At 74.0% G+C, this 14,497-nt stretch carries 15 protein-coding genes; 7 read left to right on the top strand and 8 right to left on the bottom strand.

Translation table 11 applies throughout. The features are described from left to right. Positions 1-11: 11 nt before the first annotated feature. From AC0IVP_RS13700 to AC0IVP_RS13690, 3 genes are all read left to right on the top strand, one after another. Entirely contained in the window at positions 12-431 is a 420-nt protein-coding gene (locus tag AC0IVP_RS13700; protein ID WP_056291533.1) for a winged helix-turn-helix transcriptional regulator, read from the top strand. Between the two features lie 205 nt (positions 432-636). Beyond that, positions 637-1,671 carry a recombinase RecA gene (gene recA, locus AC0IVP_RS13695; RefSeq protein WP_056291535.1) on the top strand — a complete coding sequence of 345 codons (1,035 nt, stop codon included), beginning with the start codon at positions 637-639 and terminating at the stop codon, positions 1,669-1,671. Between the two features lie 8 nt (positions 1,672-1,679). Continuing rightward, positions 1,680-3,221: a regulatory protein RecX gene (locus tag AC0IVP_RS13690; RefSeq protein WP_471757207.1), complete on the top strand. Its 1,542-nt coding sequence runs from the start codon at positions 1,680-1,682 to the stop codon at positions 3,219-3,221. 80 nt (positions 3,222-3,301) lie between these two features. Here AC0IVP_RS13690 and AC0IVP_RS13685 read toward each other — a convergent pair whose 3' ends face one another. The 5 genes from AC0IVP_RS13685 to AC0IVP_RS13665 all read right to left on the bottom strand — a co-directional run bounded on the left by AC0IVP_RS13685 (position 3,302) and on the right by AC0IVP_RS13665 (position 7,204). Then, complete coding sequence (locus AC0IVP_RS13685) at positions 3,302-3,826, bottom strand: hypothetical protein (RefSeq protein ID WP_471757205.1); 525 nt, start codon at positions 3,824-3,826, stop codon at positions 3,302-3,304. A 72-nt stretch (positions 3,827-3,898) separates the two neighbouring features. After that, positions 3,899-4,792, bottom strand: coding sequence for an amino acid ABC transporter permease (locus AC0IVP_RS13680; RefSeq protein ID WP_471757203.1), 894 nt, complete (start codon positions 4,790-4,792; stop codon positions 3,899-3,901). Then, the gene (locus tag AC0IVP_RS13675; protein ID WP_056291543.1) at positions 4,789-5,439 is read right to left on the bottom strand and encodes an amino acid ABC transporter permease; all 651 of its coding nucleotides are present in this window, start codon (positions 5,437-5,439) and stop codon (positions 4,789-4,791) included. Before AC0IVP_RS13675 ends, AC0IVP_RS13680 begins: the two co-directional genes overlap by 4 nt. Positions 5,440-5,492: 53 nt before the next feature. Further along, entirely contained in the window at positions 5,493-6,419 is a 927-nt protein-coding gene (locus AC0IVP_RS13670; protein ID WP_471757201.1) for a glutamate ABC transporter substrate-binding protein, read from the bottom strand. Between the two features lie 29 nt (positions 6,420-6,448). Next, on the bottom strand, positions 6,449-7,204 hold the full coding sequence (locus AC0IVP_RS13665; RefSeq protein WP_056291548.1) for an amino acid ABC transporter ATP-binding protein: 756 nt from the start codon (positions 7,202-7,204) through the stop codon (positions 6,449-6,451). A 155-nt stretch (positions 7,205-7,359) separates the two neighbouring features. Between AC0IVP_RS13665 and miaB the strand changes: the two genes are divergently transcribed. Further along, positions 7,360-8,841: a tRNA (N6-isopentenyl adenosine(37)-C2)-methylthiotransferase MiaB gene (miaB, locus tag AC0IVP_RS13660; RefSeq protein WP_471757199.1), complete on the top strand. Its 1,482-nt coding sequence runs from the start codon at positions 7,360-7,362 to the stop codon at positions 8,839-8,841. A gap of 61 nt (positions 8,842-8,902) precedes the next feature. On the opposite strand, the gene AC0IVP_RS13655 is transcribed toward miaB, so the two are convergent. Beyond that, complete coding sequence (locus AC0IVP_RS13655; RefSeq protein ID WP_471757197.1) at positions 8,903-10,369, bottom strand: DUF349 domain-containing protein; 1,467 nt, start codon at positions 10,367-10,369, stop codon at positions 8,903-8,905. 39 nt (positions 10,370-10,408) lie between these two features. Between AC0IVP_RS13655 and AC0IVP_RS13650 the strand changes: the two genes are divergently transcribed. The 3 genes from AC0IVP_RS13650 to dapF are packed head-to-tail and all read left to right on the top strand — an operon-like array spanning position 10,409 to position 12,944. Continuing rightward, positions 10,409-11,158 (top strand): class III extradiol ring-cleavage dioxygenase family protein, encoded by a 750-nt coding sequence (locus AC0IVP_RS13650; RefSeq protein ID WP_471757195.1) that lies wholly within the window; start codon positions 10,409-10,411, stop codon positions 11,156-11,158. Then, complete coding sequence (gene miaA / locus AC0IVP_RS13645) at positions 11,155-12,060, top strand: tRNA (adenosine(37)-N6)-dimethylallyltransferase MiaA (protein ID WP_056291551.1); 906 nt, start codon at positions 11,155-11,157, stop codon at positions 12,058-12,060. Before AC0IVP_RS13650 ends, miaA begins: the two co-directional genes overlap by 4 nt. Further along, on the top strand, positions 12,057-12,944 hold the full coding sequence (gene dapF / locus AC0IVP_RS13640; protein WP_471757193.1) for a diaminopimelate epimerase: 888 nt from the start codon (positions 12,057-12,059) through the stop codon (positions 12,942-12,944). The genes miaA and dapF overlap by 4 nt, the downstream gene beginning before the upstream one ends. Here the strand turns inward: dapF and AC0IVP_RS13635 are convergent. Both AC0IVP_RS13635 and AC0IVP_RS13630 read right to left on the bottom strand, forming a co-directional pair. After that, the gene (locus tag AC0IVP_RS13635) at positions 12,941-13,186 is read right to left on the bottom strand and encodes a hypothetical protein (protein WP_056291555.1); all 246 of its coding nucleotides are present in this window, start codon (positions 13,184-13,186) and stop codon (positions 12,941-12,943) included. The two genes, dapF and AC0IVP_RS13635, sit on opposite strands and share 4 nt — an antisense overlap. After that, positions 13,183-14,481, bottom strand: coding sequence for an MFS transporter (locus AC0IVP_RS13630; protein ID WP_471757191.1), 1,299 nt, complete (start codon positions 14,479-14,481; stop codon positions 13,183-13,185). Before AC0IVP_RS13630 ends, AC0IVP_RS13635 begins: the two co-directional genes overlap by 4 nt. Between the last annotated feature and the right edge of the window lie 16 nt (positions 14,482-14,497).

Genomic DNA, 14,497 nt, shown 5'->3' with positions numbered 1-14,497 from the left:
AGGAGGGCGCCGTGAGCGTCAGCACGTCCGGCCCGCGCCCGTCCCCGGACCGCGCGGCGGACCCCGTCGAGCAGCTCGCTGCCGACGTCTTCTCGCGTCGGTGCACCTCGCGCGAGGCTCTGGAGCACGTCACCGGCAAGTGGTCGCTGCTGGCCCTGACGGCACTGCTGGACCAGCCGCACCGCTTCGGGGAGCTCCGCCGCCGGGTCGACGGGGTGAGCGAGAAGATGCTCTCCCAGAGCCTGCAGACCCTCGAGCGAGACGGCTGGGTGCACCGCGAGGTCCGCTCGACCATCCCGCCGCACGTGGAGTACCGGTTGACCGACGCCGGCCGCGAGCTGGCCCCCCGGCTGCTGGCGCTGATCACCTTCGTCGAGGCGGCCGTGCCCGCGGTGCACGCCGCCCGGGCGGAGCACGACACCCGGGACTGAGCTCCCGCTCCCTGGGCGACACGCCCGTCCGGCGTGTCGCTGGATTCGAACAGGTGTTCGTCCTACCGTTGTCGTCCACAGGCCGATCGTGGATCCACAGATCCCTCCGACCGTCCGGTTTTGTCGGACCCCCGCCCTAACGTCGGTCCCGACCCGCTCAGCAGCTGGACGACTCACCAGCGCGACGAACCCGAAGGTGGACCCCATGGCAACCCTGGACCGCGACAAGGCCCTCGACATGGCCCTCGCCCAGATCGACAAGCAGTTCGGCAAGGGCTCCGTCATGCGCCTGGGCGACTCGCCCGAGGTCGCCATGAAGGTGATCCCGACCGGCTCGATCGCCCTCGACATCGCCCTGGGCGTGGGCGGCCTGCCCCGCGGCCGCGTGGTCGAGGTCTACGGCCCCGAGGCCTCGGGCAAGACGACGGTCGCCCTGCACGCGGTGGCCAACGCCCAGGCCTCCGGCGGCATCGTGGCCTTCATCGACGCCGAGCACGCGCTGGACCCCGACTACGCCCGCGCCATCGGCGTGGACACCGACGCCCTGCTGATCAGCCAGCCCGACACCGGTGAGCAGGCCCTGGAGATCGCGGACATGCTGATCCGCTCCGGCGCGCTGGACCTCATCGTCATCGACTCGGTCGCGGCCCTGGTGCCCCGCGCGGAGATCGAGGGCGAGATGGGTGACAGCCACGTCGGTCTGCAGGCCCGCCTCATGAGCCAGGCCCTCCGCAAGATCACCGGTGCGCTGAGCAACTCGGGCACGACCTGCATCTTCATCAACCAGCTGCGCGAGAAGGTGGGCGTGGTCTACGGCTCGCCCGAGGTCACCACCGGTGGCCGTGCGCTGAAGTTCTACTCCTCGGTCCGGCTGGACGTCCGCCGCATCGAGACCCTGAAGACGGGCACGGACGCCGTCGGCAGCCGGGTCCGGATCAAGGTCGTCAAGAACAAGGTGGCCGCGCCCTTCAAGCAGGCCGAGCTGGACCTCATCTGGGGCACCGGCTTCAGCCGTGAGGGCGGCCTCATCGACATCGGCGTCGAGCAGGGCTTCGTGCGCAAGTCCGGCGCTTGGTACACCTACGACGGCGACCAGCTGGGCCAGGGCAAGGAGAACGCCCGCGGCTTCCTCCGGGACAACCCGGACCTGGCCGACGAGATCGAGAAGAAGATCAAGGAGAAGCTCGGCATCGGTGCTCGGCTGGACGCGCCGGCCGCCGCCGCTCCCGCCGACTTCTGAGTCGGTCCGTGGCTCCCTCGGACCACGACCCCGCCCGGGACGTCGACAGCTGGGACCCCTGGGCCGACGAGAGCCAGGACCCGGCACCGTTCGCCGACCGCGACGAGGACCAGAGCGCGAGCTCCCGTCCTCGTCGCGGCGGGGAACGGGCGGTCGAGCGCGACGCGGACGTGTTGTCCGCCCCGCTGACCCCGTCGGTGTCCGCCGGCGGGGTGGTCGACCTCGACCAGCTCACCGGGGACACCCCGGCGCCCGAGCGGCCGGCCCGGCGTCGCTCGGCCGCGGGCGGGACGACGCGGTCGCGCAAGCCCACCGGACGTCCACCGGCGGCCCCGGTGGACGCGGGGGCAGCGGGCACGTCGGAGGAGTCCGGTCAGGAGGAGCCGACCGCCGCGCCGCGTCGCACGAGCTCCTCCCTCGGCAGCCCGAAGCGGGGCTCGGGCAACAGCTCGTTCGGGAGGCCGAAGCCCGGCTCCGGCAACAGCTCCTTCGCCCGGTCCGAACCGGGTGGCGCCTCCAGCTCCTTCGGTCAGCGCAGTGGCGCGGGGAGCTTCGGCAAGCGGTCCTCGGGCGGCAGCTCGTTCGGTGACGGCGGGTCCTCCGGGTTCGGCCGCAGCGGTGGCAAGAAGAAGTCGCGGCAGAAGACCTGGGGCATCCAGCTCGACGCCGAGGTCGAGGAGCCCACTCCGGTGGACCCCGACGCCCCCCGCGTCTTCGACGCCGCGGCCGCTGCCGAGGAGGAGGCCGCCGACGAGCGGCGTCGTGCGCGGGCCGCCGGCGGTACCGGCGCCGCCCGCGGTCGCTCCGGTTCCTTCGACCGGCCTCGACGACCCGCCGGGGAACCGGCCCCCGAGCTCGAGGACCCCGAGGCCACTGCCCGCCAGCTCTGTCTCACCGCACTCACCGGTGCGGCGAAGACCCGCCAGCAGCTGGCCACCATGCTCGCCGAGCGCGACGTCCCCGAGGACGCCGCCACCGCCGTCCTGGACCGGTTCCAGGAGGTCGGGCTCGTCGACGACGCCGCCTACGCTGCGGCCTGGATCAGCTCCCGGCAGACCGGACGAGGGCTGTCCAAGCGGGCGCTGGCCCAGGAGCTGAAGACCAAGGGCATCGACCCCGAGGTGGCCGCGGTCGCCCTGGAGGCCGTGGACCCGCAGGACGAGTGGGACACCGCTCGCGCACTGGTCGCCAAGAAGGTGCCCTCGATGCGGCGGCTGGACACCGCGACCGCCACCCGGCGGCTCGTCGGGATGCTCGCCCGCAAGGGCTACGGCGGCGGGCTCGCGGCGATCGTCGTCCGGGAGGCCCTGGAAGCCGACGGCCAGGCCGAGGACGCCGCAGCCGTCGCCGACGACGCCCCGCCGGAGCTGCCCGACACCGCCGCGCCGACCGGGGACGTCGACGAGACGCCGGTGCGACTGGGTCGCTGGTCGGGCACGCCGCTGCTCGACGACGACACCGAGGTCGGCGAGGGCCTCACCCAGGACGCGGCCGCCCGGTCGGGTCCGGCGGCCCGGCGACGCAGCAGCATCGGCAACCGCGGCCGCTGACGCCCGACCCCGCCCCAGGCGGGAGGGCGTCTGCGCTGCGCCCCGTCCGGCCGATCAGCTGCCGGCGGGGTGGAGCGGGATCAGTGCGCCAACCAGGCCGCGACGTCGACAGCGGTGCCGGCGGGGGAGTCCTCGTCCGCGACAAGCCACAGCGGGTCGGAGGGGCGGCCCTCGGTGAGCCACTGCTGGATGGCCACGTCGAACGCCGACGTGGTCGCCGCGAGCGCGGCCGTCCCACCGGCCGCCCCGACCGGAGGCGCAGCGGCAGCCGGGCCCAGGAACGTCACGTCGGACTCGTCGCCGTCGGACCAGCGCAGCACCACCCGGCAGCGCGAGCGCCGGTGACGGGCCGGCGGCACCGCCTCGCGGACGACCGCGGACTGGGCACCCGCCGCCGAGGCGAACCCCGGCGCCGCCGACCGTAGCCGGCTGACGAAGAGCTGCTCGGGATCCGCGACCGACCGGCTCGGGAGGGCCACCTCGTCGGTGGCGTGAGCGGGCAGGTCGTGAGCGGGCAGGTCGTGAGCGGGCAGGTCGTGCGTGGGCTGGGCGCGCGGGGGCGGGGCGTGAGCGGGCAGGGCGTGCGCTGCTGGGTCGTCGTCCATGACCGGTCCAGTCTCACCCCGGACACGGCTCGGCCCCGGGAGCGGCGCGCTCCCGGGGCCGAGTGTGTGGCGTCAGACCCGCTGGGTGTCCCCGGCGACCGGCGGCGTCCCGGCGGTCATGTCCACGGCCGTGGTGGCGGCGACCTTGGCACTGCGGTCGGTCCGCTTCTCGATGGCCTTCGCCAGCTGGGACAGCAGCACGTTGACCACGATGTAGATCAGGCCGGCGGCCACGTAGAGCTGGAAGGTGTAGATCGGGCCGAACTGGAAGTTCAGCGTCTCCACCAGGCTCCGCGCGGTCCGCAGCAGCTCCAGGTAGCCCACGATGAAGCCCAGCGAGCTGTCCTTGAGCAGCACCACCAGCTGGGCCACCAGCACCGGCAGCATCCGGCGCACGGCCTGGGGCACCAGCACCGACGTCATGACCTGCCACTTGCGCAGACCCAGGCCGTAGGCGGCCTCGCTCTGCCCGCGGTCCACCGACAGGATCCCGGCCCGGATGATCTCGGCCAGCACCGCCATGTTGTAGAGCGTCAGGCCCAGCGCCAGCGCACCGAAAGCACTGATCGAGACACCGACCTGGGGCAGGAAGAGGAAGCAGAACAGGATCAGCACCAGCAGCGGCACCGCACGGAAGAACTCGATGACCGCGGTCATCGGCACCCGCACCCACACGTGGTCCGACAGGCGGCCCACGGCGAGGAACGCGCCCAGCACGGTCGCGGCGACCATCCCGACGGCGGCCACCTGCAGGGTGTTCAGCAGCGCCTCCAGCAGCCGCTGGGGCACGTTGGTGCGGGTGTCGAAGAGCACCGCCCAGCGGGAGGGGTCCAGCTGGCCGTTGCTGCCCAGCCGCCAGAGCACCAGGCCCACCAGGACGGCCACGACGACGCCGCCCAGGACGGTGCCCAGGCGCTGCCGGCGACGGGCCTTCGGGCCGGGGACGTCGAACAGGACGCTGGTCATCGCAGGACCGCCAGTCGACGCTCGAGGACACGGATCCCCCATGCGGAGGGGAGCGTGATGATCAGGTAGCCGACCACCACCGCGGCGAAGACCAGCACGAGCTGGTCGGCGTTGGCGTTGGCCAGCCGCTGCAGCGTGGCGGTGAGGTCGGTGACCGCGAAGCCGGCGGCGATGGAGGTGTTCTTCGCCAGCGCGATCCACACGTTGCCCAGCGGCGGCACGACGGTGCGGAAGGCCTGGGGGAGCACCACGGTGGTCAGGCTCTGCCGGAAGTCCAGCCCGAGTGCCCGCGCGGCCTCGGCCTGCCCGGGCGGCACGGCGTTGATGCCAGACCGCAGCGCCTCGCAGACGAAGGCGGCGGTGTAGAGCGACAGCGCGGCGACCGCGGTGATGAACCGGCTGGGGAACTGCAGGTCGATCTGCACGATCCCGAACGCCAGGAAGAAGAAGACGACGGTGAGGGGCGTGTTGCGGAAGGTCTCGACGTAGAACGTCGCCAGCCCCCGCAGTGCCACCACCGGGCTCACCCGCATGGCCACCAGCACGGTGCCCAGCACGAGGGCCAGCAGTCCGCTGACCACGGTCAGGGCCAGGGTGGTCAGGAAGGCGTCCCGCAGCAGCGGGAAGTTGTCGGCCAGGAACGACACCCGGGCTCCTCTCGGTCAGTGGGGGTGGCGCGACCGGGGCCGCCGACGACCCGTCAGGTCGCCGGCGGCCCCGGTCGGTGGATCAGTAGCGGTCGACGGTCGACGGCCGGCGGCTCGGGCGCCGGCTCACCGGTGATGGCACCGGCGGTGGCGTCCCAGGCGGCCTCCCACGAACCGTCCTCGAAGGACTGCTCGAGGGTGTCGTTGAGGAAGTCGCGGAACTCGGTGTCGCCCAGGGTCAGGCCGATGCCGTAGGGCTCCTCGGTGAACGGGTTGCCGACGAGCTCGAAGGCGTCCGGGTTCCCGGCGACGAGGCCGGTGAGGATGACGTTGTCCGTCGTCACGGCGTCGACGTTGCCGTTGAGCAGGTCGTCGGCGCACTTGGAGTAGACGTCGTACAGCGTGAGGGTGGCCTCGGGGTAGTTCGTCCGGATGTTCTCCGCGGGGGTCGAGCCCTCGACCGAGCAGACGTTGAGGCCGGCGAGGTCGTCGGGGCCCTCGATGCCCTCGGGGTTGCCCGAGGCGACCATGATGTCCTGCCCGGCCTCGTAGTACGGCCCGGCGAAGTCCACGACCTGCTTACGGGTGTCGTTGATCGTGTACGTCGCGATGACGATGTCGACCTGGCCGTTCTGGATGAAGGGCTCGCGGTTCGCCGACACGGTCTCGGTGAACTCGATCTGGTCCTCGGACAGGCCCAGCTCGGCGGCGATGATCTTCGCCATCTCGACGTCGAAGCCCTCGGGGGTGCCCTCGGTGTTGGCCAGGCCGAAGCCGGGCTGGTCGATCTTGGTGCCGACGCGGAGCACGCCGGCCTCGTTGATCTCGGCCATGGTGGTGCCGGCCTCGAAGGAGACGTCCTCCTGGACCTCGACGGTGTTCTCCGCCGCGTCCTGGGCCTGGTCGCCGGCTTCGCTGGAGCAGCCGGTGAGCACGACGCCGAGAGCTGCGGCCGCAGCCGCGTACCTGGTGAGACGCATGTGTCCTCTTCTCGTGGGGGTGCGGTGGGTCAGTGGTTGAGGATCTTGGACAGGAAGTCCTTGGCCCGGTCGCTGGTGGGGGCCGTGAAGAAGGTCTCGGGGTCGCTGGACTCGACGATCCGGCCGCCGTCCATGAACACGACCCGGTTGGCGGCCCGGCGGGCGAAGCCCATCTCGTGGGTGACCACGACCATCGTCATGCCGTCGGCGGCGAGCCCGACCATGACCTCGAGGACCTCGTTGATCATCTCGGGGTCCAGGGCGGAGGTGGGCTCGTCGAAGAGCATCACCTTGGGGTCCATGGCCAGTGCGCGGGCGATGGCCACGCGCTGCTGCTGCCCGCCGGAGAGCTGGGCGGGCACCTTGTCGGCCTGGTGGCCCACGCCGACCCGGTCCAGCAGTTCCCGGGCGCGCTTCTCGGCGGCTGCCTTGGACTGCTTGCGGACCTTGATCGGGCCCAGCGTGACGTTCTCGAGGATCGTCTTGTGGGCGAAGAGGTTGAAGCTCTGGAACACCATGCCGACGTCGCTGCGCAGCGCCGCCAGCTCCTTGCCCTCGGCGGGCAGCGGGGTCCCGTCGATGGTGATCTCGCCCTGCTCGATGGACTCGAGGCGGTTGATCGTGCGGCACAGGGTCGACTTGCCCGACCCGGACGGACCGATGACGACGACGACCTCGCCGCGGTCGATGGTCAGGTCGACGTCCTGCAACACGTGCAGATCGCCGAACCACTTGTTGACACCGGTCAGGCGGACGAGCGGATCTGTCGTGGTCGGGCTGGTCACGATCGCCGACCCTAGGGTGGCCCCGGTTCCGGGAACGGGCCCTGGCGATCACGAAGCTGTAACGAAGCTGCGGCGTCGTCGTGAGTTCCCGGTGACCACGAGGCGTCGGTCACGCTCTCCCGCCCACGGCTGGGCGCCGTACCCTCGCTGTCGTCATGACGAGCACCCAGACCGAGCCGAGCCACCGCACCTACCGGGTCCGCACCTACGGCTGCCAGATGAACGTGCACGACTCCGAGCGCCTGTCGGGCCTGCTGGAGGACGCCGGCTACACCGCGGCCGGCGACGGCGACGAGGCCGACGTGGTCGTGCTGAACACGTGCGCCGTGCGGGAGAACGCGGACAACAAGCTGTACGGCAACCTGGGTCAGCTGCGGCCGGTGAAGGCCGGGCACCCCGGCATGCAGATCGCCGTGGGCGGCTGCCTGGCCCAGAAGGACCGGGCCACCATCGTGGACCGCGCCCCCTGGGTCGACGTCGTCTTCGGCACCCACAACGTGGGCTCGCTGCCGGCGCTGCTGGACCGTGCCCGGCACAACGCGGAGGCCCAGGTCGAGATCAAGGAGGCCCTGGAGGTCTTCCCCAGCTCCCTGCCGGCCAAGCGGGACAGTGCCCACTCGGGCTGGGTGTCGATCAGCGTGGGCTGCAACAACACCTGCACGTTCTGCATCGTGCCGGCGCTGCGCGGGAAGGAGCGCGACCGCCGGCCCGGGGACGTGCTCGCCGAGGTGCAGGCGCTGGTCGACCAGGGCGTGCTCGAGGTGACCCTGCTGGGGCAGAACGTCAACGCCTACGGCGTCGAGTTCCGCGAGCGGGGCGCCTTCGCCGACCTGCTGCGCTCCGCCGGCCGGATCGAGGGACTGGAGCGCATCCGGTTCACCAGCCCGCACCCGCGCGAGTTCACCGACGACGTCATCGAGGCGATGGCGCAGACCCCGGCGGTCTGCCATCAGCTGCACATGCCGCTGCAGTCCGGCTCCGACGACGTGCTGCGCCGGATGCGGCGCGGCTACCGGGCCGAGCGCTACCTGGGGATCATCGACCGGGTGCGGGCCGCGATGCCCGATGCCGCGATCACCACCGACGTCATCGTGGGGTTCCCCGGGGAGACCGAGGCGGACTTCCAGGGCACCCTGGACGTCGTCGCGGCCAGCCGGTTCTCCAGCGCGTTCACCTTCCAGTACTCCAAGCGACCCGGCACGCCGGCCGCCGACATGGAGGGCCAGCTGCCCAAGGAGGTCGTGCAGGAGCGCTACATGCGCCTCACCGCTCTCCAGGACGAGATCAGCTGGGCCGAGAACCAGGCCATCGTCGGCCGCACCGTCGAGCTGCTGGTGGCCTCGGGGGAGGGCAGCAAGGACGCCGACCGCGGCCGGCTGTCCGGCCGGGCCCGGGACGGCCGGCTGGTGCACTTCGCCTCGGCGCCGGGCGTGCGCCCCGGTGACGTCGTCGAGACGGTGGTGACCGGCGGCAAGCCGCACTTCCTGCTCGCTGACGGCCCCCTGCTCTCGCACCGCCGCACCCGCGCCGGGGACGCCGGGGAGGCCGGCGTGCGCCCGACGACGACGGGGGTCGGGCTCGGCATGCCGGGCATCGGGGTGCCGGCCCCGCTGCCGGCGGCCGTCGGCTGCGCCTGACCCCGGAGACCGACGAGCCCCCACCGGCATCCGGTGGGGGCTCGTCGGGCAGTGCGGGGGATCAGCGGCGGGAGCCGGCCTTCTCCGCGGCGGCCAGGAACTCCTGGCGGCTGGCGAGGTTGGCCTCGGCGTCGGCGATCCGCTTGGCGTCACCGGCGGCGCGGGCCTTGGTGAGCTGCTCCTGCGCCTTCTCCGCCGCGGCGCGCAGCGAGGTCAGCATCGGGTTCTCGGCCACGGCCCGGGGGCGGGAGCCCTCGGCGGCGCCGCGCACCTTCTCCTCGACGGCCTGCATGCGGTCCTCCAGGGAGCGCATGACCTCGCGCGGCACGTGGCCGATCGCGTCGTAGCGCTCCTGGATCTTGCGCAGCGCGGCCTGGGCGCCACGGAGGTCGCGGGTCGGGTCGATCTTCTCGGCCTCGGCCAGCAGCGCCTCCTTCTGCTCCTGGTTGCCCTTCTGCTCGGAGTTGCGTGCCTTGTCGGACTCCGCGCGGGCGGCGAAGAAGACGTCCTGGGCGGCCCGGAACTTCTTCCACAGGTCGTCGTCGGTGTCCCGGCCGGTGCGGGGCACGGCCTTCCAGCGGTCCATCAGCGCCCGCATCGCGGCGCTGGTCGGGCCCCACTCGGTGGAGGTCGACAGCTTCTCCGCCTCGGCGATGAGCTCGCTCTTGGCAGCGCGCGACTCCCCGCGCTGCACGTCGAGGGCGGCGAAGTGCGAGCCGCGACGGCGGCCGAAGGCGTCCCGGGCGGCGGCGAAGCGCGTCCACAGTGCTTCGTCGGTCTTCCGGTCGATGCCCTTGATCGTCTTCCACTCCTCGACGATCGCCTTCAGGCGGTCGCCGGCGGCCTTCCACTGGCTGGACTCGGCGGCGATCTGCTCCGCCTCGGCGGCCAGGGCCTCCTTCTTGGCGATCTGCTCGACGCGGGCGGCGGCCTTCTCGGCGCGGCTCACGGCGGCAGCGCCCTCGGCGGCGTCGATGATCGTGCCGAGGCGGGAGGCCAGGGCCGGGAGGTCACCGACGACGTCGGCGGTCGGCACCTGCTCGGCCAACGCCTGCGCCTTGGTGCGGATCTCACCGGGGTTGCCGGTGTGCGCCCGCAGCCGGGCCTCCAGCAGGCCGACCTCGGTGGCCAGGTCGTCGTAGCGACGGCCGTAGTGGGCCAGGCCCTCGGCGGGCTCGCCGGCCTGCCAGGACCCGACGACGCGCTCGCCGCCGTCGGCGGTGCGCACGTAGACGGTGCCGTCGTCGTCGACCCGGCCCCACGTCGAGGGGTCCGAGGCCGGGGCCTCGGTCGCGCCCTCGGACGAGGCTCCGGTGGAGGCCTCGGTGGGGGCCTCGGTGGAGGGCGGGGCGTCGCTCGTCGGGTCGGCCACCGCGGCGTCCGCGGGGGCGTCCGCGGACGGGGTGCCGGCCTCGGGGGTCACCGCCTCGGACCCGCCCGGGGTCGCCTCGGACGCCGGCGTCACCCCGGTCGTCGACTCCTCGTTCGGCTGCTGCGCTCCGTCTGCGGTGTTCTCCGTGCTCGACACACCCCGAGTCTCCCACGTGCGATCGGCGACACTCCCCCCGTGAGTCCCGACGCCACGTCCTCCCGCCCCGTGGCGGTCGCGTTCTGTCCGCACCCGCCGCTGCTGCTGCCCGCGCTGGAGGGAGCACCGACCCCGGCGACCGACCGGTTGCGGATCGCGTGCTCCGACGTCGTGGCCACCGTCCTGGGGGTGGACCCCGACGTCGTCCTCGTGGTGGGGGAGGGCCCCAACGGGGTGCGGTACGGCGACGGGGACGCCGGGGACCTGCGGCCCTGGGGCGCCACGGGCCGCCAGCCGTTCTCGGGTCGGGTCCGGCCCGGGGGCCGCGAGCTGCCGCTGGCCCACACGGTCGCCGCCTGGCTGCTGGACCGCGCCGGGTACGCCGGGACCCGGTTGGGGGTGGCCCCCGACGACCTGGACGCGGCGCTGCGCGACCTGCCGGGACCGGTGGCGCTGCTGGCGATGGGCGACGGGTCCGCGCGCCGCTCCGACAAGGCCCCCGGGCACCTGGACCCGGCCGCCGAGGGCTTCGACGCCGCGGTCGCCGACGCCCTCGCCGCCGGGGACGCCGGTGCCCTGGCAGCGCTGGACCCGGTCGAGGGGGACCGGCTGATGGCCTCGGGCACCGCGACCTGGCGGGCGGTCGGGGCGGCGCTGGCCGGCGTCCCCACCACGGCCCGGCTGGTGCACGCCACCGCACCGCACGGCGTCGGCTACCTCGTCGCCGACTGGGTGCTGGCGCACGTCCCAGACGGCGTCCCGGGCTGGCTGACCCGGGGGGAGGGGTGAGCGGGCCGCCGGTCGTCGCCGTCGTCGGGCCGACCGCCACGGGCAAGACCGCCCTGGCGGTGGCGCTGGCGCACCGGCTGGGTGGTGAGGTCGTCAACGCCGACTCGATGCAGCTCTACCGCGGCATGGACGTCGGCACCGCCAAGCCGACCCCGGCCGAACGGGACGGCGTGCCGCACCACCTGATGGACCTGTGGCACGTCCGGGAGCCCGCCAGCGTGGCCGAGTACCGGGACCGCGCCCGGGCCGAGATCGACCGGCTCCGCACCGCGGGGACCGTGCCGCTGCTGGTCGGCGGGTCCGGCCTGTACGTGCGGGCGGTCCTCGACGAGCTGGACTTCCCCGGCACCGACCCGGCCGTCCGCGCGCGGCTGGAGGCCGAGCTGGCCGACGTCGGGTCGGGCGTGCTGCACGCCCGGCTGGCGCAGGTCGACCCGGCCGCGGCGGCCGCCGTCCTGCCCAGCAACGGACGCCGGCTGGTGCGGGCCCTCGAGGTCGTCGAGATCACCGGGCGCCCCTTCACCGCCTCGATGCCCCAGCCGCGCCCGCACTACCCGGCGGTCACGATCGGCCTGGACCGGGAGCCTGCCGAGCTCGACGAGCGGGTCGCGGTGCGGGTGGACCGGATGTGGGACGCCGGTCTGGTCGAGGAGGTGACGGCGCTGGCGGCCGACGGCCTCCGGGAGGGGCCGACGGCGTCCCGGGCGCTGGGCTACGCGCAGGTGCTCCGCCAGCTGGACGGCGAGCTGACCCCCGAGGCGGCCCGGGAGGAGACGGTGCGCACCACCCGGCGCTTCGTCCGCCGGCAACGGTCCTGGTTCCGCCGCGACGCCGCCACGACGTGGCTGGACGCCGGCGACCCGGACCTGCTGTCCCGGGCGCTCTCTACGATCGGGGCGTGACTGGACCGCGGGTGCTCAAGGGGCACGGCACCGAGAACGACTTCGTCGTGCTCCCCGACCCCGACGGTGACGTCTGGCCCGAGAGCCGGCTGGACGGCGCGCTGGTCCGCCGGCTGTGCGACCGGCAGGGTGGGCTGGGTGCCGACGGCGCGCTCCGGGTCGTCCGCAGCGAGCACGTGCCCGACGCCGCCGCCGTCCTGGGGGACGCCCTCGGTGACTGCACCTGGTTCATGGACCACCGCAACGCCGACGGCTCGCACGCCGAGATGTGCGGCAACGGCATCCGGGTCTACCTGCACGTCCTGCTCACCGAGGGGCTGCTGTCCCGCGCGGAGGCCCTGGCCGGGGTGCTCGTGGGCACCCGCGGCGGGCCGCGCCGGGTCGGGCTGGGGGAGTCGGGCTACCGGGTGGAGATGGGTGCGGCGCGCCCCTTCGGCCGCGGTGAGGCCCAGCTGGGTGGCCGGCTGTTCCCCGGGATCGGCGTCTCCATGGGCAACCCGCACCTGGCCTGCCTGACCGACGTGGCGGTCGACTCGCTGGACCTGACGGTGCAGCCGCGGGTCGACGCCGCGCTGTTCCCCGAGGGCGTCAACGTCGAGCTGGTCAACGTGCTCGACGCGCAGGAAGGGCCGGCGGGCACCACCGCCCACGTCCGGCTGCGGGTCTTCGAGCGGGGCGTGGGGGAGACCCGCTCGTGCGGCACCGGTGCCTGCGCGGCGGCGTACGCGGCCCTGGAGGCCGGCGGCCGGGACGCCGGCACGGTCACCGTCGACGTGCCGGGCGGCCGGCTGACCGTGGAGGTCGCCCCGGACAGCACGGTGCTGTCCGGGCCGGCCGTCGTCGTCAGCAGCGGGACGCTGACTGCGGAGTGGCTGGGGGCCTAGACCGCGTCCGCGCCGTCCGCGGGGGGCTTGTCGCCGGCCCGGTCGGCGTCGTCCCCGGGGGGCGGGCTCTGCGCGGGACGGCGCTGGCTGCTGCCCGGGTCGTAGCTGCCGTGCTCGGGCAGCGTGCCCGCGGCGGAGAACAGGTCGCGCGGCGGGTCCAGGCCCGCCGGGTCGCGGCCCGGGTCGTCGTCGGTGCCGGGTGTGGTGTCCGGGGTGGTGTCCTCGGTGGTCTCGTCGGTCATGCCGGGGGGCTACCCGGTGACGCCGCGGACGACTCCTGCACCGGCCCGGCGTCCCACTCGTCGGGCAGGTCGCGCATGCCCGCCAGCGGGCTCAGCAGCACCGGCAGGGCGGCCAGCAGCTGGCCGGCGACGGCCACCCACAGCGCCGGGACGACGCCGACCGCCGTCCCCAGCACCCCGCCCAGCAGCCCGCCGACCGGCATGGTGCCGAAGACCAGGAACCGGACCGAGGCGTTCATCCGGCCCAGCAGGCCCGGTGGGCACAGCCGCTGCCGGAAGCTGACCTGCACGACGTTGTAGACCACCACCGCCCAGCTGCCGGCGATGCTGCCGCCCACGAGCAGGGCCAGCCGGACGGTGCCCTCGGCCAGCGACGCGAGCGGGGTGAGGGAGGCGGCGAGCCCGAAGGCCACCGCGGACAGCGGGATGGTCCGGCCGTCCCCGACCCACCGGGCGAACGGCGCCGCCGTGCCGGCGCCGAGCAGGCCGCCGGCGGCACCGGCGGACAACACCAGACCGAGGGTGGACTCCGAGAGCCCCAGCGTCCGCAGGACGTAGATCGCCAGCAGCGTGCCGGTGATCGCCCCGAAGAGGTTGCCGGTGCCGGTGCACGCCACGATCCGGCGCAGCAGCGGGTGGCCCACGACGAAGGCCAGGCCCTCCCGGGCCTCGACCCGCAGCCGGCGGCGGGAGCTGCGCGCGGGCACGACGTCGACGTGGTGGATCCGGCCGACCGCGGCCGCCGACAGCAGGTAGCCCACCGCCGTCACCACGATCAGCAGCGGGGCGGCCACCACCCGCAGCAGGACCCCGGCCAGCCCGGGCCCGGCGACCTGGGCGACGGCCCGGCTGATCTCCAGCTTCCCGTTGCCGTCGGTGAGTTGGCTGCGGTCGACCAGTGAGGGCAGGTAGCTCTGGTAGGCGACGTCGAAGAAGACGGTGGCGGTCCCGACGACGGCGGCCACCACGAACAGCTGCCCGAGGGTCAGCGCGTCCAGCAGGTACGCGACCGGGAGGGTCAGCAGCGCCAGCGCCCGGACGACGTCGGCCCGCACCAGCACCCGTTGCCGGCGCCACCGGTCCACCCACGCACCGGCCGGGAGCGCGATGAGCAGGAACGCCGCCGTCTCCAGCGCCGTCAGCACGCCCATCTCCAGCGGGCTGGCCCCGAGCACCGCGACGGCGACCACCGGGAGGGCGACGCCGACGACCTGGGTGCCGACGTGGCTGGCGGTCTCGGCGACCCACAGCTGCCGGAAGTCGCGGTGCCGCCAGAGGCTGCGGGGGGCGGTCACGGGGGCAGCCTGCTGC

It is taken from the genome of Klenkia sp. AC732, from assembly GCF_979256525.1.
This window is presented reverse-complemented; position numbering and strand designations above follow the sequence as displayed.

What these genes read in the sequence shown, in the direction of transcription:
- AC0IVP_RS13635 (WP_056291555.1), bottom strand. Translation starts at nt 13,186, where the DNA reads ATGACCGACGAGACCACCGAGGACACCACCCCGGACACCACACCCGGC.
- AC0IVP_RS13685 (WP_471757205.1), bottom strand. Translation starts at nt 3,826, where the DNA reads ATGGACGACGACCCAGCAGCGCACGCCCTGCCCGCTCACGCCCCGCCC.
- AC0IVP_RS13670 (WP_471757201.1), bottom strand. Translation starts at nt 6,419, where the DNA reads ATGCGTCTCACCAGGTACGCGGCTGCGGCCGCAGCTCTCGGCGTCGTG.
- AC0IVP_RS13680 (WP_471757203.1), bottom strand. Translation starts at nt 4,792, where the DNA reads ATGACCAGCGTCCTGTTCGACGTCCCCGGCCCGAAGGCCCGTCGCCGG.
- recA (WP_056291535.1), top strand. Translation starts at nt 637, where the DNA reads ATGGCAACCCTGGACCGCGACAAGGCCCTCGACATGGCCCTCGCCCAG.
- miaB (WP_471757199.1), top strand. Translation starts at nt 7,360, where the DNA reads ATGACGAGCACCCAGACCGAGCCGAGCCACCGCACCTACCGGGTCCGC.